At 74.2% G+C, this 19,552-nt stretch carries 18 protein-coding genes; 8 read left to right on the top strand and 10 right to left on the bottom strand.

Features of this window, described 5'->3' with window-relative positions:
* Positions 1-3: 3 nt before the first annotated feature.
* From moaA to TR42_RS02855, 8 genes are all read right to left on the bottom strand, one after another.
* Positions 4-1,002 (bottom strand): GTP 3',8-cyclase MoaA, encoded by a 999-nt coding sequence (gene moaA, locus TR42_RS02890; RefSeq protein WP_052405534.1) that lies wholly within the window; start codon positions 1,000-1,002, stop codon positions 4-6.
* Positions 999-1,397 carry a molybdenum cofactor biosynthesis protein MoaE gene (locus TR42_RS02885; RefSeq protein WP_280513570.1) on the bottom strand — a complete coding sequence of 133 codons (399 nt, stop codon included), beginning with the start codon at positions 1,395-1,397 and terminating at the stop codon, positions 999-1,001. Before TR42_RS02885 ends, moaA begins: the two co-directional genes overlap by 4 nt.
* Positions 1,398-1,411: 14 nt before the next feature.
* Positions 1,412-1,909 carry a MogA/MoaB family molybdenum cofactor biosynthesis protein gene (locus TR42_RS02880; RefSeq protein ID WP_042212840.1) on the bottom strand — a complete coding sequence of 166 codons (498 nt, stop codon included), beginning with the start codon at positions 1,907-1,909 and terminating at the stop codon, positions 1,412-1,414.
* Between the two features lie 63 nt (positions 1,910-1,972).
* The gene (locus TR42_RS02875; RefSeq protein ID WP_042212839.1) at positions 1,973-2,998 is read right to left on the bottom strand and encodes a sulfate/molybdate ABC transporter ATP-binding protein; all 1,026 of its coding nucleotides are present in this window, start codon (positions 2,996-2,998) and stop codon (positions 1,973-1,975) included.
* Positions 2,995-3,774, bottom strand: a complete 780-nt coding sequence (locus tag TR42_RS02870) for an ABC transporter permease (RefSeq protein ID WP_042212837.1) — start codon at positions 3,772-3,774, stop codon at positions 2,995-2,997. Before TR42_RS02870 ends, TR42_RS02875 begins: the two co-directional genes overlap by 4 nt.
* Entirely contained in the window at positions 3,771-4,529 is a 759-nt protein-coding gene (gene modA / locus TR42_RS02865) for a molybdate ABC transporter substrate-binding protein (protein ID WP_042212835.1), read from the bottom strand. The genes TR42_RS02870 and modA overlap by 4 nt, the downstream gene beginning before the upstream one ends.
* Complete coding sequence (locus TR42_RS02860; protein ID WP_042212834.1) at positions 4,526-4,927, bottom strand: TOBE domain-containing protein; 402 nt, start codon at positions 4,925-4,927, stop codon at positions 4,526-4,528. Before TR42_RS02860 ends, modA begins: the two co-directional genes overlap by 4 nt.
* Positions 4,928-4,967: 40 nt before the next feature.
* Positions 4,968-5,498 carry a PH domain-containing protein gene (locus TR42_RS02855; RefSeq protein ID WP_042212832.1) on the bottom strand — a complete coding sequence of 177 codons (531 nt, stop codon included), beginning with the start codon at positions 5,496-5,498 and terminating at the stop codon, positions 4,968-4,970.
* Between the two features lie 170 nt (positions 5,499-5,668).
* Here TR42_RS02855 and TR42_RS02850 point away from each other — a divergent pair, with 170 nt between their 5' ends.
* From TR42_RS02850 to TR42_RS02840, 3 genes are read left to right on the top strand one after another with little or no spacing between them, the layout of a single operon-like run.
* Positions 5,669-7,231: a circularly permuted type 2 ATP-grasp protein gene (locus tag TR42_RS02850; protein WP_236623326.1), complete on the top strand. Its 1,563-nt coding sequence runs from the start codon at positions 5,669-5,671 to the stop codon at positions 7,229-7,231.
* Positions 7,225-8,148, top strand: a complete 924-nt coding sequence (locus TR42_RS02845) for an alpha-E domain-containing protein (protein ID WP_042212829.1) — start codon at positions 7,225-7,227, stop codon at positions 8,146-8,148. Before TR42_RS02850 ends, TR42_RS02845 begins: the two co-directional genes overlap by 7 nt.
* Positions 8,145-8,981, top strand: coding sequence for a transglutaminase family protein (locus TR42_RS02840; protein ID WP_042212827.1), 837 nt, complete (start codon positions 8,145-8,147; stop codon positions 8,979-8,981). The genes TR42_RS02845 and TR42_RS02840 overlap by 4 nt, the downstream gene beginning before the upstream one ends.
* A 3-nt stretch (positions 8,982-8,984) precedes the next feature.
* Here the strand turns inward: TR42_RS02840 and TR42_RS14045 are convergent, their stop codons facing one another.
* Together TR42_RS14045 and TR42_RS14040 are read right to left on the bottom strand one after the other, a co-directional pair.
* A complete protein-coding gene (locus TR42_RS14045; RefSeq protein ID WP_052405533.1) occupies positions 8,985-10,880 on the bottom strand; it encodes an SH3 domain-containing protein in 1,896 nt (631 codons plus the stop codon).
* 73 nt (positions 10,881-10,953) lie between these two features.
* The gene (locus tag TR42_RS14040) at positions 10,954-11,733 is read right to left on the bottom strand and encodes a CAP domain-containing protein (RefSeq protein ID WP_052405532.1); all 780 of its coding nucleotides are present in this window, start codon (positions 11,731-11,733) and stop codon (positions 10,954-10,956) included.
* Between the two features lie 210 nt (positions 11,734-11,943).
* Here TR42_RS14040 and leuS point away from each other — a divergent pair, with 210 nt between their 5' ends.
* The 5 genes from leuS (at position 11,944) to holA (ending at position 19,540) form a co-directional block, all read left to right on the top strand.
* Complete coding sequence (gene leuS, locus TR42_RS02825; protein ID WP_201770768.1) at positions 11,944-14,454, top strand: leucine--tRNA ligase; 2,511 nt, start codon at positions 11,944-11,946, stop codon at positions 14,452-14,454.
* A gap of 82 nt (positions 14,455-14,536) precedes the next feature.
* The gene (locus tag TR42_RS02820) at positions 14,537-15,385 is read left to right on the top strand and encodes a DegV family protein (protein WP_042212824.1); all 849 of its coding nucleotides are present in this window, start codon (positions 14,537-14,539) and stop codon (positions 15,383-15,385) included.
* 161 nt (positions 15,386-15,546) lie between these two features.
* A complete protein-coding gene (locus TR42_RS15270) occupies positions 15,547-16,260 on the top strand; it encodes a ComEA family DNA-binding protein (RefSeq protein WP_052405531.1) in 714 nt (237 codons plus the stop codon).
* Positions 16,257-18,542 (top strand): ComEC/Rec2 family competence protein, encoded by a 2,286-nt coding sequence (locus TR42_RS02810; protein WP_052405530.1) that lies wholly within the window; start codon positions 16,257-16,259, stop codon positions 18,540-18,542. The genes TR42_RS15270 and TR42_RS02810 overlap by 4 nt, the downstream gene beginning before the upstream one ends.
* A gap of 5 nt (positions 18,543-18,547) precedes the next feature.
* Positions 18,548-19,540 (top strand): DNA polymerase III subunit delta, encoded by a 993-nt coding sequence (holA, locus tag TR42_RS02805; RefSeq protein ID WP_042212822.1) that lies wholly within the window; start codon positions 18,548-18,550, stop codon positions 19,538-19,540.
* Positions 19,541-19,552 lie beyond the last annotated feature (12 nt).

The following is a 19,552-nucleotide window of genomic DNA, read 5'->3' as shown; positions in this document are numbered from 1 at the left end:
GGCTCAGCCCCCGATCGCGCTCATCGGCCGCACCGGCTGCACGAAGGTGGGGTCGTCGATCCCGTGCCCGGGCCTCTTGAGCGCGACGCACGCCTGCATCGCCTCGGCCAGCCGCGCATCGTCGGCCCCGGAACGCAGCAGCGTCCGGAGATCCGACTCGTCGTGCGCGAAGAGGCAGTTGCGGAACTGCCCGTCGGCGGTGAGGCGGACGCGGTCGCAGCGGTCGCAGAAGGCCCGCGTCACGGACGCGATCACGCCGACGGTCGCGGAGGTCCCCGCGATGCGGAAGAGCGAGGCGGGTGCCGCGCCGTCGTGCCCCAGCGCCTCGAGGTCGAAGCGCTCGGCCACGGCGGCGAGGATCTCCTCGCCGGTGACCATCTCCTCCCGCCGCCATGTGTGGCCCCCGTCGAGCGGCATGTGCTCGATGAAGCGCATCTCGAGCCCGCGCTCGACGGCGAAGGACACGAGGTCCGCGATCTCGTCCTCGTTGACCCCGCGCATGATGAGCGCGTTGAGCTTCACCGGCGCGAAGCCGACGGCCCGCGCCGCCTCGATGCCGGCGAGCGTGTCGGCGAGCCGATCGCGCCGCGTGAGCTCGAGGAAGCGCGCGCGCTGGAGCGTGTCGAGAGAGATGTTGACCCGCGCGAGCCCCGCATCGCGCAGCGGTGCGGCGAGCGCGGGGAGCCGCAGCGCGTTGGTGGTGAGCGACAGGTCGAGCGGGCCGTCCGGGGTCTCGAGCGCGGCGAGGGCCGCGACCACGTCGACCGCGTCCGGCCGCAGCAGCGGCTCGCCGCCGGTGAGCCTCACCTCGCGCACGCCCAGCCCGACGGCCACGCGCGCGAGCCGCACCAGCTCGTCGGTCGACAGCAGGGTCGACGAGGCGAGCCACGGCACGCCGTCGGCCGGCATGCAGTAGGTGCAGCGCAGCGAGCAGCGGTCCGTGAGCGAGATCCGCAGGTCGCGGTGCACGCGCCCGAAGCGGTCGACGAGCCCCGCCGTCACACCACACCCACCCACGTGTGCGAGCCGTCCGCGAGGATCTCGCGCTTCCACACGGGCAGCTCGGCCTTCACGGTCTCGACCAGCGCGGACACGGTGTCGAGCGCCTCGCGACGATGCGCCGCCGACACGGCCGCGACGATCGCGGCCTCGCCCACGGCCAGGTGGCCGATGCGGTGGGTGACGGCGATGACGAGCCCGTCGGCGTCGTGGCGCGCCGCGAGGGAGGCGAGGACCTCGCCCGCGGACGGATGCGCCGAGTAGTCGAGCGCGACCACCTCGCCCTCGACCGAGGGGTCGTGGTCGCGCACCGTGCCGAGGAAGGTCGCGATCGCGCCGGCCCGCGGCCCCGAGACGGCGTCGACATGCGCGGAGAGCGAGAGGGGCGCATCGGACACGGCGGTGAGCGCGATCAATGGTCGCCCCCGTCGAGCTGCGCGACGGCGTGCGCGATGAGCTCGGGGAGCACCGCGAGCGCGGACTCGACCGCGCGCACGGATCCCGGGAGGTTGACGATGAGCGCCGCCGGCGACCCGTCCGTCACCCCCGCGAGGCCGCGCGACAGCGCCACGGCTGAGGTGAGGTGCGCATCGCGCTGGCGCAGCAGCTCGGGGATGCCGGGCAGCGACCGGGCGAGCAGGGGAGCGGTCGCCTCGGGCGTGACGTCGCGAGGGCCGATGCCGGTGCCGCCGGTCGTGACGACCGCACGAGCGCCGGAGGCCACCGCGGCCTCGATCGCGCGGCGGATCTCGCCGGCCTCGTCAGGCACCACGGTCGCGGCGACGGCCGCTCCTGCGGCGGCGAGCCGGTCCGCGAGCATCGGCCCGGTCGCGTCCGCGCGCGCGCCGGCGGCCGAACGGTCCGAGACCGTCACCACCGCGACCTGCAGGCCGTCGAGAGCGGGGGACATGCCGTCAGTATACGAACCTGCTGTTTCGGCGCCGTTGCGGCGTGCTGACCGCGCCCGCCCGGGTCATGTGAGGGCGTACGCCGGGAGTCCGCGCGGCACGCCGCACCACACCCGCGCGCCCCGCTCGAGCGTCACCGCGGTCTCGGGATCGGTGTCCGCGGCGGCGATCGCGCCGTGCACCCGGACGTGGTCGCCGCGCGGCTCGAGCGCGACCACCTCCTCGATCACCCACGCGCGGTCGCCCGCGGACACGGGGGAGTCGAGCGCGAGCTCGATCGCCGTGGGCGGCACCGCGATGGCCGCCCACGCGCCCGCGCCCGGACCGCCGGTGACGGGGATCGAGGAGCCGCCGTCGACCACGAGCCTCCCGCCGCGCATCGTCCCCTGGATGAGCACGCGCCCCGCCATCCGGGCCGCGAAGCGCGAGCGGGGGCGCGAAAGCACGTCGGCGGCGGCTCCGGCCTCGACCACCTGGCCGGCCTCCATCACGGCGGCGTCGTCCGCGAGGGCATGCGCGTCGAGCGCGTCGTGCGTGGTGACGATCGCGGTGACGCCGTCGAGCAGCTCGCGCACGAGCGCCCTGACGCTGGACGCCGCCTCGACGTCGAGCCCCGCGAACGGCTCGTCGAGCAGCAGCACGCGCGGCTCGGCGGCGAGCGCACGCGCGATCGCGACGCGGCGCGCCTGCCCGCCCGAGAGCTGCGCCGGGCGCCGGTCCGCGAGGTCCGCGCATCCCACCCGGTCGAGCCAGCCGCGAGCCGCCTCGGCGGCGTCGCGCCGCCCGGCCGAGCGCGGACCGAACGCGACGTTGTCGAGCACGCTCATGGGGAACAGCGCATCGTCCTGCGACAGGAGGACGATGCCGCGGTCGCGTGCCGGGACGGAGCGGCGTCGGTCGGGTCCGGCGAGGATGCGGCCGTCCAGCACGATGCGTGCGCGGTCCGGCCTCACCACGCCGGCGAGGCTCTCGAGCACCGTCGACTTGCCCGCGCCGTTGGACCCGAGCAGCGCGAGCGTGCGCCCCGCATCGACCATGAGCGTCGCGTCGACCCCGCGCGACGCCACCGTGACCCGCGCCTCGAGCCTCATCGCGCCTCCCTCCCCGCGACGGGCCGGTAGGCGATCGCGACGACGGCGATCGCGACGACCAGGAGCACGATCGACAGCGCGACGGCGGCGGCGGGGTCGGTCTCGCGCGCGAGGTAGATCTCGAGCGGCGCGGTGCGCGTCACGCCCGCGAGCGAGCCCGCGAAGGTCAGCGTCGCGCCGAACTCGCCGAGCGCGCGGGCGAAGGCGAGCACCGCGCCGGTCGCCAGCGCCGGACCGAGCGCGGGCAGCGTGATGCGCCACAGGATGCGCGTGCGCGAGGCGCCCAGCGTCGCGGCGATCGCCTCGCGGCGGGAGCCGTGCGTCGCGAGGGCGGACTCGACCGAGACGACCATGAAGGGCATCGCGACGAAGGCCTGGGCGAGCACGACGGCCGCGGTCGTGTAGGCGACGGAGACGCCCACCTCCTCGAGCGGGCCTCCGAGGAGCCCGCGCCGACCGAAGGCGTAGAGCAGCGCAAGGCCGCCGACCACGGGGGGCAGCACCAGGGGAGCGAGCAGCACCGCGCGCACGGCGCCGCGCACCCGGCCGTGGAGCGAATGGAGCGCGAAGCCGAGCGGGACGCCGAGCGCGACCACGAGAGCGGTGGCCGCGGTGGCCGTCCTCAGGCTCAGCCACAGCGCCTCGAGCGAGGCCGGCGCGGTCACGAGCGCCCACATCTCACCCCACGAGGCGCGCGCGAGCAGACCGACGAGCGGGGCGACCACGAGCAGCGCGCCCGCGATCGCGAGCGGCGCCAGCCACCGGGGCCCGGTCACGTCGCACCGAAGCCTGCGTCGGCGAGCACGGCCTGGGCCTCCGCGCCCGCGAGGTACGCGACGAGCGCGGCGGCGAGCGCGGGATCCGCCGCGTCCGTGAGCGCGGCGGCGGGGTAGCGGTTGACCACGGCGTCGGCGCCGGCGATCGGGACCGCCTCGACCCCGGCGGCCCGGGCGACGTCGGTGACGTAGACGACGCCCGCATCGGCCTGACCGCTCGCGACCTTGCCGAGCACGCCGGTGACGCTCGCCTCCTCGGAGGAGGGGGAGAGCGTCACGTCCTCGAGCTCCGCGAGCGCGGCGGTCGCCGCTCCGCAGGGCACCTGCGGGGCGCACACCACGCTCACGACGTCGGGATCCGCGAGATCGCCCAGGTCCGTGACCCGCGCGGGATTCCCTTCCGGCACCACGAGGGTGAGGGTGTTGGTCGCGAACACCGTGGGCGCGCCGTCCACGAGCGAGGCGACCTCGGCCATCGTCTCCTCGTCGGCGGAGGCGAGCACGTCGGCCGGCGCCCCCTCGAGGATCTGCGCCGCGAGATCCGAGGATCCGGCGTACGTGGTCGCGACGGTCACGCCGGGATGCGCGGCCTCGAAGCCGTCCGCGACCTCGTCGAGCACGCCGGTGAGGGAGGCCGCGGCGAAGACCGTGAGCGTCGCGTCGCCGGGGGAGGCGCCCGAGGAGGGGCCCGAGGACGCGGCCGAGGCGCAGCCCGCGAGCGCGCACGCGAGGACGGCGGCGACGACGGACCTCACGCCTTGGCCGCCGGCGTCTCGACGATGACCGTGGTCGCCTTCACCACGGCGGTCGCCACGGATCCGGGCTCGAGGGCGAGCTCGCGCACCGCCTCGGCGCTCATGAGGGAGACCACCCGGTGCGGTCCGCACTGGAGGTCCACCTGGGCCATGACGCCGTCGGCCTGGACGCGCGTGACGATGCCGGTGAAGCGGTTGCGGGCGGACCTCGCGACGTCGGTCGGGTCCGCGGGAAGTGCGGCGCGCGCGGCGAACGCGGCGACGTCGACCCCGTCGACGAGCGTGCGTCCGGCAGCGTCGCGCACCGTGGGGACGGACTCCGCGTCGATCCACCGGCGGACGGTGTCGTCGCTCACGCCCAGGAGCGCGGCGGCCTCCGAGATTCGCAGATGCGGCATGAATGCGAGGCTAGCGCCGCAGGTGCGGCGCAACAAGGGCTCAGGCGGGAGCGGGACGCGGGTCCTCGTCGCCCTCGAGCGTCTCGAAGACCTCGTCGTAGAGCAGCGCGTGCACCTTCTCGACGTTCGGGATGTCGTCGAAGGACAGCGGGTCGTCGGAGGCCGACTCGATGATGAGCGTCCCCGTGCGGAACATCCGATCGATCAGCCCGTGACGGAACTGCACCGTGTTGACCCGCGCGAGCGGGATGTCGATGCCCGACTTGGTGAGCACGCCGGTGCGGAAGATCACGCGCCTGTCCGTGATGACGAAGTGCGTGGTCGACCAGCGGATGAACGGCGCGACCGCGAGCCAGCCGATCAGCACGGCGGCCGCCACGCCCGCCACGATGCCGATGCCCGTCTCGACCGCGTCCGCGTACTCGACCGACGCGACCCACCACCACGCGAGCGCGATGAGCGCGATCCCGGCGAGCGAGGCGGCCACGGGCCCCACGAGCGCCTTCCAGTGCGGGTGGCTGTCGACGACGATCTCCTCGTCGGGAGCGAGCAGGTGGCGCGGGTAGGGCATGCCGAGAACGTAGCAGCGGCGACGGTCCTCGTGAAGGGGCGCAGATGACGCGCCGGTGACGCGCGATTGTGACCGGCGGGAAACATGCCGTGGTTAAGGTGAGGCGTATGACCGCCGATCAGCACACTCCGTGGACCGGCTACCAGCCGGTTCAGGCGTGGGACGAGGCCATGGACCTCGAGGGGCGGGTCCGCGACCCGTACCGCCGGGTCTACCACGAGATCGACCGCATGTCGGGCGACGACCTCTACTCGCGCGCCGAGGCGCTCGCCTCGACCTACCTCGCGCAGGGAGTCACGTTCGATCACGCCGGCGAGGAGCGGCCGTTCCCGCTCGACATCGTTCCGCGCGTGGTGGGCGCCGAGGAGTGGGACATCATCTCCCCCGGCGTCGCGCAGCGGGTGCGCACGCTCGAGGCCTTCCTCGCGGACGTCTACGGCTCGCAGCACTGCGTCAACGACGGGCTCGTGCCGCGCCGTCTCATCGCGACGTCGCAGTACTTCTACCGCTCCGCGGCCGGGATCGACCCCGCCAACGGCGTGCGCGCGCACGTCTCCGGCATCGACCTGGTGCGCGACCAGCACGGCATCTGGCGGGTGCTCGAGGACAACGTCCGCGTGCCGTCGGGCGTGAGCTACGTCCTCTCGAACCGCCGCGCGATGTCGCAGATGTTCCCCGACATGTTCGGCGCGATGGGCGTGCGGCCGGTGCTCGAGTACTCGCAGCGCCTGCGCGCCGCCCTCGCGAAGAGCGCGCCCGGCGACATCGACGACCCGACCATCGTGGTCCTCACCCCGGGCGTCTTCAACAGCGCGTACTACGAGCACTCGCTGCTCGCGCGCACCATGGGAGTCGAGCTGGTCGAGGGCCGCGACCTCGAGACGCACAACGGCCGCGTCTACATGCGCACGACCGCCGGCCGGCGCCGCGTCGACGTCATCTACCGGCGCGTCGACGACGACTTCCTCGACCCCGTCACGTTCCGCCCGGACTCCGCGCTCGGCGCCCCCGGCCTCGTGCACGCGGCCCGGCTGGGCAACGTCACCATCGCGAACGCGATCGGCAACGGCGTCGCGGACGACAAGCTCATCTACACCTACATGCCCGAGCTCACGCGCTACTACCTGGGAGAGGACCCGATCCTGCCCAACGTGGACACGTGGCGGCTCGAGGAGGACGAGGCCCGCGAGGAGGTCATGGACCGCCTCGACGAGCTCGTGGTGAAGCCGGTCGACGGGGCCGGCGGCAAGGGCGTCATCATCGGCCCCAAGGCCTCCCGCAGCGAGCTCGACGAGGCGCGCGCCCGGATCCTCGAGGACCCGCGCGGCTGGATCGCGCAGCCGGTGATCCAGCTGAGCACCGTGCCGACGCTGACGGACGACGGGCTCGAGCCCCGCCACGTGGACCTCCGCCCGTTCGCGATCAACGACGGCGACGACGTGTGGGTCCTGCCCGGCGGCCTCACCCGTGTGGCGCTCGCGCGCGGCCAGCTCATCGTCAACTCCTCGCAGGGCGGCGGGTCGAAGGACACCTGGGTGCTCGGCGGCGAGCGCCAGCGGGGCCCCGCGTCCCCGCCGCCGGAGTCGAAGGTGGACCTCGCGGGGATCAGCGCGGTGCCGCAGGCCGCGCACCCGGACGACATCGAGCACGGCCAGCAGCAGCAGCAACAGCAGCAGCAGCAGCAGGGCGAGCCCAAGCGGGTCGACCCCACGAACGGAGCGCCGACATGCTGAGCCGGATCGCCGAGTCCCTGTTCTGGATCGGGCGCTACGTCGAGCGGGCCGACAACACCGCGCGTCTGCTCGACGTCCATCTCAACGTGCTGCTCGAGGACCCGTGGGTCGACGAGCCGAGCGCCAACGGGTCCCTCCTGTCCGTCATGAACTGCGAGCACGAGGCGCCGGTGAGCCGGCGCGACGTGCTGCAGAAGCTCGCCTTCGACCCCGAGCAGTCATCCTCCATCGCGTGGACGCTCGGCGCCGCACGTGAGAACGCCCGCCGCGCGCGCGAGGTGATCTCCACCGAGGTGTGGGAGTCGCTCAACATGACGCGCAACCAGCTGCCCCGGTGGACCGCCTCGGCGCGGCCGCACGAGTACTTCGTGTGGGTGCGCGAGCGTGCGGCGGTCGTGTGGGGACTGCACTCCGCGACCACCTCGCGGGACGACGCCTGGCACTTCATGGAGCTCGGCCGCTCGCTCGAGCGCGCCGACATGATCGCCCGCCTCCTCATGACGCGACACTTCGAGGGCACCACCGGACCCAACTGGACCACGCTGCTCCGCTCCTGCAGCGCGCACGAGGCGTACCTGCGCACGGTGCGCGCGCTCGTCACCGAGGAGCGCGCGGCGGAGTTCCTCCTGGTGGATCACCTGTTCCCGCGCTCGATCGCGTACAACCTCCAGAAGGCGGAGGACACCCTCGGGCTGATCGAGGGGGCCTCGAACTCGCGCGCGCTGTCCGACCGCGCCCGCCTCGCGCTCGGCCGGGCGCGCACCAACCTCGAGTACCGCGACGTCCGCGACGTGCTCGACGACCTTCCCGGTCAGATGCGCGAGGTGCAGAGCGCCTGCGCCACCGCATCGGACCTCATCCGCGACCGGTACTTCCTGCCGGCCTCGACCGTGCTGTGGAGCCAGGAGGCGCTGTGAGCACCCTTCGTATCGAGCATCGGACCGCGTTCACCTACTCGGGGCCCATCGTGTCCTCCTACAACGAGGCGCGCCTCACCCCGGCGTGGCTGCCGCGCCAGCGCGTCCTCGAGTCGAAGGTCGAGGTCTCGCCGGTCACCTGGCGGTCGACCTACCGCGACTACTGGGAGGCCGAGGTCCACGTCTTCGAGGTGCTCCAGCAGCACGAGGAGCTCACCGTGGTCGGGTCGAGCCTGGTCGAGGTCTCGAGCGTGGCCGCACGCGAGGAGCGCGCCTCGTGGGACACCCTCAAGGGCCCGCGCTTCCAGGACCTGCTGAGCGAGTACCTCGGGCTGAGCGACGTCACGGAGCCCACCGAGGAGCTCGCCGAGGTGGCGAGGGAGGCGGCCGGCAGGCTCGACCCCGACGGCACGGCGCGCGCGATCTGCGACCACCTCTACGACCAGGTGAAGTACGTGCCCGGCGCGACCACCGTCCACACCCCGGCGCGGGATGCCTGGGACGCGCGGTCGGGCGTCTGCCAGGACTTCGCGCACCTCGCGATCGGCGCGCTGCGCACCGTGGGGATCCCGGCGCGCTACGTCAGCGGCTACCTCCACCCGAAGCGCGACGCCGAGATCGGCGAGACCGTCTCCGGCGAGTCCCACGCGTGGGTCGAGTGGTGGACGGGGGACTGGTTCGGCTTCGACCCCACCAACGACCGCGAGGTCGGCGACCACCACGTCATCGTCGCGCGTGCCCGGGAGTACACGGACGTGCCGCCGCTCACGGGCGTGGTCGCGGGCTCGACCACCGATCTCGACGTCTCCGTGCGGGTCACGCAGGTCGAGTAGCGCTCACAGCTCCGCGATGTGCTCGAGGTGCCACGGCTCGGGCTTGGAGCCGTCGGGCCGCGCCCACGTCGGCAGGAACCATCCGTAGGCCGGTCCCTGCGACAGCAGCCATGCGTACGCCTCGCCGTCGAAGCCTCCGGGCAGCGCGGCGCCGTCGAGGTCGATCGCCTCGCCCCAGCCGTGGTTGGACGTCCCCGGCTGCGCGGCCATGCGACCGTGCGCCTGCCGCGCCGCCACCTGGCCTTCGAGGTCGCGGTAGGCGCTGCTCACCGGGACGTGCAGGCCGAAGCGGTCGTGGAACGCCTCGTCGAGCAGCGCGAGGTTCTCGGCGGCGGTGCATTCGAGAAGGGCCGAGGCGTCCCAGGGGAGCGCGCACAGCGCGCTCGCAGGGATCTCGCCGTTGGAGTACGCGCCCGCGAGCGGCGCGACCACGACGGTCTCGGCGTCGGCTAGCGCCGCGGCGGCCTCGTCCGCGCTCGAGTCGACCGCGAGGTAGTCGATCGACGCCCAGCGCGTGCCGTCGTCGGCCGTCACCTCCACCCAGCCGTCGTACGTCACCGCGCCGGTGGTCTCGAGCTCGGTGCCGTCCACGGCCCACGAGAGGACGTCGGCGTCGAGCGAGGGGCCCGCGCGCAGGTTGAGCGAGGTCGCGCCGTCGACCGTGACCGTGACGGGGGTGACGATGCGGACGCCGCTCTCGGGCACGGTCAGCGTGACGCCCGCCTCGTCCGCGCGGTGCAGCAGCGCGGCGACGACGCCCTTCTCGAGCGCCTCCCCGGCGCGGAACTCGAGACCGTCGTCGCCCTCCCAGCCGATCGCCGCGATGGTGTCCGCGAACCAGGCAGACGCGTCGGTCAGCACGGAGAGGTCGCCGATGTCGCTGTACGGGCCCTCGTCCTCCGCATCGGGGGCGCCCGCGAAGCGGTGCAGCATGAGCACCGCGGCACCTCGCGTCAGCGGGGCATCCGGCCGGAAGACGCGGACGTCGTCCTCGAACGTGCCGGTCGCGATCCCGCGCGCGGCGGCCCAAGCGATCTCAGCCGAGTAGGCGGTGTCCGAGGGGCGCGCGTCGCCGAACGGGACGATCGCGGGGACCTCGTCCGCGGGCGAGCCGGCCAGCCGGTAGAGGTAGGCGATGAACTCGCCGCGCGTGAGGATCGCGTCGGGGGAGAACAGCGCCTCACCGGCATCGTCGAGCTCGCCGGCCGCGATGCCTGCGCGTCCGAGCCAGGCGATGTCCGCCGCGAACGGCGTGTAGCGGTCGTCGCCCAGCGTCGACGACACGTCGGCGAAGCGCACCGGGTCGAGCGGTGACGGGCCGACGGCGGTGAGACGGTCCGGGTCGTACGGCTCGAGCGTCGGCTCGGGCACGGTCACGACCGACGGCGACGATGCCTCGGGTGCGGCAGGAGCGGGCTCCCACCGGGGCTGGTCCGCGGGGGCGGGATCGGGCTCGGGCTCGTGCGCGGGCTCGGGCTCCGTGGTGGCGTCCGGCTCCGACGTAGGCTCCGGCGCCGTCGTCCTGCTCGGCTCGGGCTCGGCGGTCGGCTCGGGCTCCGGCGCCGCCGTCTCGCTCGGTTCGGGCTCCGTCGTCGCCTCCGGCTCGGCGGCCGGCTCCGGCTCGGCCGCGGGCTCGGCGGCGGGTTCCGGTGCCGTGGTCTCCTCAAGCTCCGTGGCCGATGCGGTGCCGCTCGTCGGCGCAGGCGTCGCCGTCTCCGGCGCGGCCGACGCCTCCTCCGTCCCCGCGGCCTCGGGTGCGGGCGACGGGTCCGCCGTGGCGGCCGTCGACGGCGCGGCCCCGATCACGGTGACGCCGAGCCCCAGGCTCAGCCCGAGCGCGGTCGAGGCGAGGCGACCGGTGAGGCGCCGCGAGGGCGAGCGGGGCTGAGCATCGTCCATCGATGGCCTCCCCTCCCCGGTCGGCGACTCCTCGTCCATGGTGCCACGGGGGCCGCCGGAAAGCGCGGGCGGGTCAGCGGACGGTCACGCGGGCCCCCCGGACCGTCGTCTTGTATCCCGAACGCTTGCCGAAGATGCGCACCGTGATGTCGTGGCCCTTGTCGGCCTTGGTCACGGTGTAGCGGCGTCCGGTGGCTCCGGTGATGAACTCGCCGTCGCGGTACCAGCGGTACGCGAAGCTCGCATTGGGGCTCCAGTTGCCGTGGTCCCCGGTGAGCGTGCGTCCTACCGCGGGCGTGCCGAGGATCCGCGTGTGCGGTGCCTCCGTGAACTTGTACACCGGGATGGCGGTGGCCCTGCTCGTGTAGCGGCCGAAGTTCTGGGTGGCCCAGACGCAATCGCGCCCGGAGTCGTAGGCGATGCCGATGCCGATGTCCGTGTAGTCGCCCAGGATGTTCTTGCGGTGGCCCGACGAGTTCAACCACGCGCGCATCACCGCGTTGGTGTTCTTCTGCAGGCTGCCGTAGCCGCAGGCGTATCCGACGTTCTCTCCGCTCGCGCGCGAGCCGTCGGGCATCTCGATGGAGATGCGGGGGTTGTGCGACAGCGAACGCTTCGATCGCATGGTGCCGCTCCAGTCGAACGCGACGTCCTTGACGACGGGATGGAGCTTGAGCTTGGAGAGGCCGGCGGAGGCCCGGTAGGAGTTGGTGCGGTCCAGCACGGAGGTCACGGCCGCCGTCGCGGCGTCGGCCGGAGCGGCGGGGGCCACGGTGGTCGCGACGACCGTGACGATCGCGATGAGGCTCGCGAGGGGAAGAATTCGACGTGCGGGGGGAGCTGCGGGTCGCATCGGGGGGCCTCCTGCGGTGCGGCGGGCACGGTAGCCCTGCGTATGGGAGATATCGGCACATTCCTCTCACGTCTGGAGGGCGCCGCGGTGGCATAGTGACCAACCTCACATGGTTCGTGGACGCTGCGCGGCCGCCCGTGAAGGGCTCGTCCGGGCCGCCTCGGGAGGCTCGCGAGGGCGCGGCCCGGGCGTGCATCGTCCCTCGGTAGAATCTCTCGGGTGACCGAGACGCCTCAGACCGACGAGCACCGCTACGACTTCCGCGCCATCGAGGAGCGCTGGCTCCCCGTGTGGGAGGAGCGCCAGCCCTTCCGCTCGGGACGCGAGAACGATGCGCGCCCCACCAAGTACGTGCTCGACATGTTCCCGTACCCCTCCGGCGACCTTCACATGGGTCACGCCGAGGCGTATGCGCTGGGCGACGTCATCTCGCGCCACTGGGTGCAGAAGGGCTTCAACGTCCTGCACCCGATCGGCTGGGACTCGTTCGGCCTGCCCGCGGAGAACGCCGCGATCAAGCGCGGCGTGGACCCCGCGGGCTGGACCGAGGACAACATCGCGCAGCAGCTCACCTCGATGAAGCGCTACGCGTGCTCGTTCGACTGGGACCGCGTGCTGATGACGCACCGCCCGGACTACTACCGCTGGAACCAGTGGATCTTCACGCGCATGTTCGAGCGCGGCCTCGCGTACCGCAAGCACTCGAACGTCAACTGGTGCCCGAAGGACCAGACGGTGCTCGCGAACGAGCAGGTCGTGGGCGGCCTGTGCGAGCGCTGCGACACCCCGGTCACCAAGAAGAAGCTCAACCAGTGGTATTTCAAGGTCACGGAGTACGCGGACGAGCTGCTCGACGGGCTCGAGACGCTCCGCGGCAGCTGGCCCGACAAGGTCATCGCGATGCAGCGCAACTGGATCGGCCGCTCCACGGGCGCCGACGTGACCTTCGAGATCGAGGGCCGCGACGAGCCGATCACCATCTACACGACCCGTCCCGACACCCTCCACGGCGCGACCTTCATGGTCGTCGCGGCAGACTCCGACCTGGCCGCCGAGCTGGCGACGGGTGCGGACGATGCGACGCAGGCCGAGTTCGCGACGTACGTCGAGAAGGTCAAGGGCGAGAACGAGATCGACCGCCTCGCGACCGACCGTCCCAAGACGGGCGTCTTCCTGCAGCGCTACGGCATCAACCCCGTCAACGGCGAGCGCCTGCCCATCTGGGCCTCCGACTACGTCCTCGCGGACTACGGCCACGGCGCGATCATGGCGGTGCCCGCGCACGACCAGCGCGACCTCGACTTCGCCCGCGCGATGGACCTCCCGGTCCGCGTGGTCCTCGACTGCACCGACGAGAACGGGCAGGCCTACGGCGACCCGGCCGAGACCGGCATCGCCGCCGCGGGCGATGGCACGCTCGTCAACTCGGGCTCGCTCAACGGCATGGCGAAGGCCGAGGCCATCGCCGCCATCACCGAGGAGCTGTCCGCGGCCGGCACCGGCGACGCCGCGACCAACTACCGCCTGCGCGACTGGCTGATCTCGCGGCAGAGGTATTGGGGCACGCCCATCCCGATCGTCCACTGCGAGGCCTGCGGCGAGGTCCCCGTCCCCGACGACCAGCTGCCCGTGCAGCTGCCCGCCGCCGAGGGGCTGGACCTCAAGCCCAAGGGCCAGTCGCCGCTCGCGGCGGCGACGGACTGGGTCAACACGACGTGCCCGTCGTGCGGCGGCGCGGCCCTGCGCGACACCGACACGATGGACACCTTCGTGGACTCGTCCTGGTACTTCCTGCGCTACCTCGACCCGGCCAAGACCGACGGCCCGTTCGATGTGCTCGACGCGAAGCGCTGGGCGCCCGTCGACCAGTACGTCGGCGGCGTCACCCACGCGATCCTTCACCTGCTGTACTCGCGCTTCTTCACCAAGGCGCTGCGCGACATGGGGATGCTCGACTTCGACGAGCCGTTCTCCGCGCTGCTCAACCAGGGCATGGTGCAGATGGACGGCTCCGCGATGTCGAAGTCGCGCGGCAACCTGGTGCGCCTGTCCGAGCAGCTCGACGAGTTCGGCGTCGACGCCGTCCGCCTCACCATGGCCTTCGCGGGCCCGCCGGAGGACGACATCGACTGGGCGGACGTCTCGCCCGCGGGTTCGGCCAAGTTCCTCGCCCGCGCGTGGCGCCTCGCCCGCGACGTAGAGTCCGAGCCGGGGGTCGACCCCGCGACCGGCGACCAGGCGCTGCGCGCGATCACGCACCGGACGCTGCACGACTCCCAGGAGTTGGTCGAGGGCTTCAAGTTCAACGTGGTGGTCGCCCGCACCATGGAGCTGGTCAACGCGACCCGCAAGGTCATCGACAGCGGTGCCGGCGCGTCCGACCCCGCGGTCCGCGAGGCCGCCGAGGTCGTCTCCATTCTGCTGAGCCTGTTCGCGCCGTACGTGGCCGAGGACATGTGGGCGATGCTCGGTCACGAGGACGTCGCGCTCGCGACCTACCCGGCGGTCGACGAGTCGCTGCTGGTCGAGGAGACCGTCACGTGCATCGTCCAGGTGATGGGCAAGGTGCGCGACCGCCTCGAGGTAGCCCCCGGCATCGGCCAGGACGAGCTGCGCGAGCTGGCCCTCGCCACCGACGGTGCCAAGCGCGCCATCGGTGACAAGGGCATCCGCACGGTGATCGTCAAGGCGCCGCGCCTGGTCAACATCGTCACGGCCTGACCGCCGCCCTAGGCGAGGGGCGGATCCGCATCGCGCGGGTCCGCCCCTCGTCGTCACGGGTGGCTGTCGCTAGGGTGTGCCCATGACCGTCGCCGTCATCGCCGACTCCGCGGCCTCCCTCCCGGCCGAGCTCGCCGCGCGGTGGGGGATCCGCATCGTGCCGCTGCAGGTCACCGCGGCCGAGGAGTCGTGGGCCGAGGGCGTGGACATCGGTCCGGACGAGGTGGTGGCGCGCCTGCGCGCCGGCGACGATCTCTCGACCTCCCAGCCCTCGCCGGACGCGCTCGACGCGGCGATCGCCGGCGCCGTCGCGGACGGCGCCGAGGGCGTCGTGCTCCTCACCCTCTCCGCGACGCTCTCGGGGACGTGCGACGCGGCGCGTGCCGCGGCCGAGCGCGCGGGGGTCCGGGTCGAGGTGGTCGACACGCGCACCGTCGCGATGGCGATGGGGTTCGCGGTCATCGCGGCCGCCCAGGCCGCGCGCGCGGGCGCCACGGTCGACGGCGCGGCCGATGCGGCGCGGACCGTCGCCGGCACCGCGCGCTGCGTGTTCTATGTCGAGACCCTCGATCATCTGCGTCGCGGCGGACGCATCGGTCCCGCGGTCGCGACCGTGGGGCGCGTGCTCGGCATCCGGCCCGTGCTCGAGGTGGTCGACGGCGAGGTGATCGTCGCCTCGCGGGCGCGGAGCCTCGGGCGGGCACGCGCCGCGCTGCACGCGACGGTCGACGAGGCGGTGGCGCGATGCGCGCACCCGGCCGTCGCGGTCATGGGCGTGGGCGCCGGCGCGCTCGTCGACGAGGTCGCGGCCGAGATCGAGCAGCGGCATCCGGAGGCCGGGCCCGTGGTGACGGGCGACGTGAGCGCGGTGCTCGCGGCCCATGCGGGACCGGGGACGCTCGCCGCGGTGGTGGCCGACCTTCCCGGGTGAGGCTCGGGTCAGGCGTCGCTGGGGCGCGAGTCGGGCGCGGGTGAGGCGCGGTTCAGCGGGGGTCGGGCGGTGATGTCCCCGGGCCGGGCCCCGGGCCCCTGCCTCCCCAGGGCCGCCGAGGACCTGCGAGCGGCCGCGTCGCGGTCCCTAGCGTCCCCGCCATGGACCCCTCCGAGGACGTGCGCACCCGCTGGACGGTCGGCGTGCGCGAAGCCGCCGCGCGGGCGTACGCGGCCGGGCACGGCAGCGACCCGCCTGAGCCGCGTGCGACGCGCTGGCGGCTCGACCCCCGCACGGCGCTGAGCGCGATCGCGGCGATCGCGCTGCTCGCGGCGGTGGCGTGGTGGGGGCTGCGCGGGGAGCCCGCCGCGCCGCTGGTGGGGGAGGCGAGCGCGTCGCCGGGGGAGTCGGCGACGCCGACGGGGTCCGACGCGAGGGCGGCGACCGTGGTGGTGCACGTGAGCGGTGCCGTGGCGGAGCCGGGGCTGGTGACGGTGCCCTCCGACGCCCGCGTCGTGGACGCGGTGCTGGCGGCAGGCGGTCTCGGTCGCAAGGCGGACGAGTCCTCCGTGAACCTCGCGCGCCCCGTCGTGGATGGCGAGCACATCATCGTGGGCGCCGTGGTGGAGGAGGGAGCCACGGGCGGGGGCGCCGGGGCTGCAGCCGCAGGTGCCGCGGCGGGCGCGCGCGTCAACCTCAACAGCGCCGACGCCGCGGCGCTCGAGGCCCTGCCCGGGATCGGCCCGGTGCTGGCCGCGCGCATCGTCGCCGACCGCGAGGCCCACGGCCCGTTCCTCACGCTCGAGGACCTCGCGCGCGTCTCCGGGGTCGGTCCCGCGGTGGTCGCGTCCCTCGAGGAGGTGGCCACCACGTGATCCCGGGGTGGGGCGACCTGCGCCTCGTGCCCGCGGCGCTCGCGGTGTGGTCCGTCGCGCTCACGGCGTGGAACGCGGACGTCCGCGCGGCCGTGGCGATGGCGGCGGCCTGGGGCGTCGTCGGGCTGGCCGCGGCGGCGGCACCGCGTACGCGCGCGTCGATCGCGCCGGTTCTCGCGCTCGCCGCGGTCGCGGCGTCGGCGAGCGGGATCGTCGCGACGCAGGCCGTCCAGGCCCGCGCGTGGATCCCCGCGCATCTCGGCGAGGTCGTCGAGGTGGAGGGCGCGGTGAGCCGGTCGCGCGCGCTCGAGGTGCGTCGTGGCGAGCCGCGCGCCGCGGTGCGCCTCGAGATCGCGCGGTGGAGCGAGCCGGGCGGGGCCTGGCGGCGCGGTCGCGGCACCGTGGTGGTGGTCGTCGACGGTGCGGCGGAGTCCGGCCTCGGCGCCGAGATGACGGTCCGCGGCACCCTGACCTCGGCGACCGGCGGCACGGTCGACGCGCTGCTGGACGCGTCCTGGGCACGGGCCTCGCCGCCCCGCGGGTGGCGGGCGGCGGTGGCGCGCGCGAGGTCGGACTTCGAGGCCGTCCTCGACGGCGTGGGGACGCGGACGGCTCCGGTGGTCGCCGGGATGGTCCTCGGCGACACCGCGGGCATGCCGGAGGAGCTGGTCGCACAGCTCCGCGGCGCGGGTCTCGCGCATCTCACCGCGGTCTCGGGCGCGCACTTCGCGATCCTCGCCGCCGGCCTGGGCGCGGTGCTGCGCCGCGCGCGGGCCTCGCCCGTCGTGGTCGCCGGGCTCACGCTGGCGGGCTGCGTCGCCTTCGCGGCGACCGTCAGCGGGGGAGGGTCCGTGCTGCGGGCGCTCGTGATGGCCGGCGTCGCCGCCGGAGCGCTCGTGGCGGGGCGGCGCGGTCAGCCGATGCCGGCGCTGGCCGCCGCCGTGATCGTGCTGCTGCTGATGCGGCCGGAGCTCGCCACCGACGCCGGGCTCGCGCTGTCCGTCGCCTCCGTCGCGGCCATCGCGCAGCTCGCCCCCGCGCTCTCCGCCCGCCTCCGGCGCGTGGTGCGCGCACCCTTGGCCGACGTCGCCGCGCTCACGCTCGCGGCGCAGGCGGCGTGCCTGCCGATCCTCGCGCTCATCGACGCCGAGGTCGGGCCCTGGGCGGTCGCGGCGAACGCCGTCGCAACGCCGTTCGCGGTGCCCGTGACCCTGCTCGGCGTGGCCGGGCTGGTGCTCGCGGGTCCCGCGCCCGCGGTCGCCGCGCTTCTCGCACATGGCGCGGCGTGGTGCGCGTGGCCCGTGGTGATCGCGGCCCGCGCCTTCACCGCGGCCCCCGGAGGCGAGGCAGGGTCGGCGACCGGGGTCCGCGGGGTCCTGCTCGGTGCATGCGTCCTCGCCGCGACCGTGGGCGCCGCACGTCTCGCCGGGCGGCGCTGGCGGCTCGCCGCCGCCGCGGCCATGCTCGCCACGGTGCTGCTGCATGCGCCGCCGCGCTGGATCCCCGAACGATGGGGCGGTGCGATCGACGGCTGGACCGTCGTGGTGTGCGACGTGGGGCAGGGCGACGCGATCCTCGTCCGCTCCGACGGCGCGACGGCGATGATCGACGTCGGTCCGCCGGGCGACGCCGCGGCGCGCTGCCTCGAGCGTCTCGGCGTCGACCGGATCGACCTCCTGGTGCTCTCGCACGAGCATGCCGACCACACCGGCGGTCTCCGCGAGGTGCGCGAGGTCGCGCAGATCGCGCACGTGTGGCTGCCCCAGGCTCCAGCGAACGGCACGCTCGAGGCCGTCGCGGGGCTGTCCGCGGCCGTCCCCGCGACGGGGGAGGCGTGGGAGGGCGGGGGCGTCCGGGTGGAGGTGCTGCAGACCGGGCCCACGCCGCGCAGCCGCGACGGCACCGAGGTCAACGACTCGTCGACGGTGGTGCGTATCGATGCCGAGGGCCTCACGATGATCGCCCTGGGGGATCTCGAGGTCGACGGTCAGCTGAGGCTCGCGCGGGTGCCGAGGCTCGCCGGCGCGGACGTGGTGAAGGTGGCGCATCACGGCTCCGCGGCGCAGGCCTCCGTGCTCGCCGAGGCGCTCGCGTCACCCGTCGCGCTCGTGTCCGTCGGCGCGGACAACGATCACGGTCACCCCGCGCCCGAGACGGTCGCGCTCTACGGCGGGGGAGGCGCGACCGTGCTGCGCACCGACCTGTGCGGCGACATCGTGCTCGGCGCGCGCGACGGCGCGCCCACCCTGGTCCGGCGGTGTCGCAGCCCCGTGGCACCCTAGTGCCCATGGCAGCACGTCAGGGATCCCGGCAGGCACCTCAGGCGACCTGGTACCGCGCGGCGCCGGCGCCCGTGGTGCTGGTCTCGGGGCCCGAGAAGCTCCTCGCCGCGCGCGCGGTGGAGCGCATCACCGCTGCCATGCGTGAGAGCGGCGGCATCGAGCTCACCCGGCTCGACGCGGCGGGGTACGCGAAGGGCGGGCTCGCCGGGGCCACCAGCCCGTCGCTGTTCGCGGAGCCGGGGCTCGTGGTGGTCGACGCGCTCGAGTCGATGAACGACGACTTCCTCCAGGACGCGCTCGCCTACGTCGAGCGTCCCGATCCCGAATGCGTGGTCGTCATGGTCCACGGCGGCGGGGTGCGGGGCAAGCGGCTGCTCGACACGCTCCGCAAGGCCAAGACCCCCGAGTACACGTGCCCCGCGATCAGGAAGGACGCGGAGCTCGTCGACTTCGCGACGGGCGAGTTCGAGCGTGCGGGCAGGCCGGCGCAGGCGCGTGCCGTGCGCGCGCTCGTCGACGCGATCGGCGAGGACGTCGCGGAGCTCGCGGCGGCATGCGCGCAGCTGGTGACCGACGTCGAGGGACCGCTCGACGAGGCCGCCGTGACGCGCTACTACGGCACGCGCGTCAACGCGACGGGCTTCAACGTCGCCGATGCGGCGATCGCCGGACGCACCGCCGACGCCATCGCCCTCGTGAGGCATGCCCTCGCGACCGGCACGGATCCCGTCCCGCTCATCGCCGCGCTCGCCTCGAAGCTCCGCACCCTCATCAAGGTCGCTGCGGCGCGCGGCAGGGGGGTGACGCTCAAGGAGCTGGGCATCCAGCCATGGCAGGAGGAGCGCGCGCGACGCGACCTGCGCCGCTGGGACGCGGACTCGCTCGCGCTCGCCGTGCAGGCCGTCGCGCGCGCGGACGCGGAGATCAAGGGCGCCTCACGCGCGCCCGGGTTCGCGCTCGAGCGCGCGGTGCGGACGGTCGCCGAGCTCGCGTCCTGACGGACGTCGCCG

Source organism: Demequina mangrovi (genome assembly GCF_000759715.1).
In the GTDB taxonomy this organism is placed as follows: domain Bacteria; phylum Actinomycetota; class Actinomycetes; order Actinomycetales; family Demequinaceae; genus Demequina; species Demequina mangrovi.
Note: the sequence above shows the minus strand (reverse complement) of the source record. Positions and strands in the feature narration are given on the sequence as shown.

What these genes read in the sequence shown, in the direction of transcription:
- TR42_RS02880 (WP_042212840.1), bottom strand. Translation starts at nt 1,909, where the DNA reads ATGTCCCCCGCTCTCGACGGCCTGCAGGTCGCGGTGGTGACGGTCTCG.
- TR42_RS02875 (WP_042212839.1), bottom strand. Translation starts at nt 2,998, where the DNA reads ATGAGGCTCGAGGCGCGGGTCACGGTGGCGTCGCGCGGGGTCGACGCG.
- TR42_RS02860 (WP_042212834.1), bottom strand. Translation starts at nt 4,927, where the DNA reads ATGCCGCATCTGCGAATCTCGGAGGCCGCCGCGCTCCTGGGCGTGAGC.
- TR42_RS02855 (WP_042212832.1), bottom strand. Translation starts at nt 5,498, where the DNA reads ATGCCCTACCCGCGCCACCTGCTCGCTCCCGACGAGGAGATCGTCGTC.
- TR42_RS02850 (WP_236623326.1), top strand. Translation starts at nt 5,669, where the DNA reads ATGGACCTCGAGGGGCGGGTCCGCGACCCGTACCGCCGGGTCTACCAC.
- TR42_RS02845 (WP_042212829.1), top strand. Translation starts at nt 7,225, where the DNA reads ATGCTGAGCCGGATCGCCGAGTCCCTGTTCTGGATCGGGCGCTACGTC.
- TR42_RS14045 (WP_052405533.1), bottom strand. Translation starts at nt 10,880, where the DNA reads ATGGACGATGCTCAGCCCCGCTCGCCCTCGCGGCGCCTCACCGGTCGC.
- TR42_RS14040 (WP_052405532.1), bottom strand. Translation starts at nt 11,733, where the DNA reads ATGCGACCCGCAGCTCCCCCCGCACGTCGAATTCTTCCCCTCGCGAGC.
- TR42_RS02820 (WP_042212824.1), top strand. Translation starts at nt 14,537, where the DNA reads ATGACCGTCGCCGTCATCGCCGACTCCGCGGCCTCCCTCCCGGCCGAG.
- TR42_RS15270 (WP_052405531.1), top strand. Translation starts at nt 15,547, where the DNA reads ATGGACCCCTCCGAGGACGTGCGCACCCGCTGGACGGTCGGCGTGCGC.
- holA (WP_042212822.1), top strand. Translation starts at nt 18,548, where the DNA reads ATGGCAGCACGTCAGGGATCCCGGCAGGCACCTCAGGCGACCTGGTAC.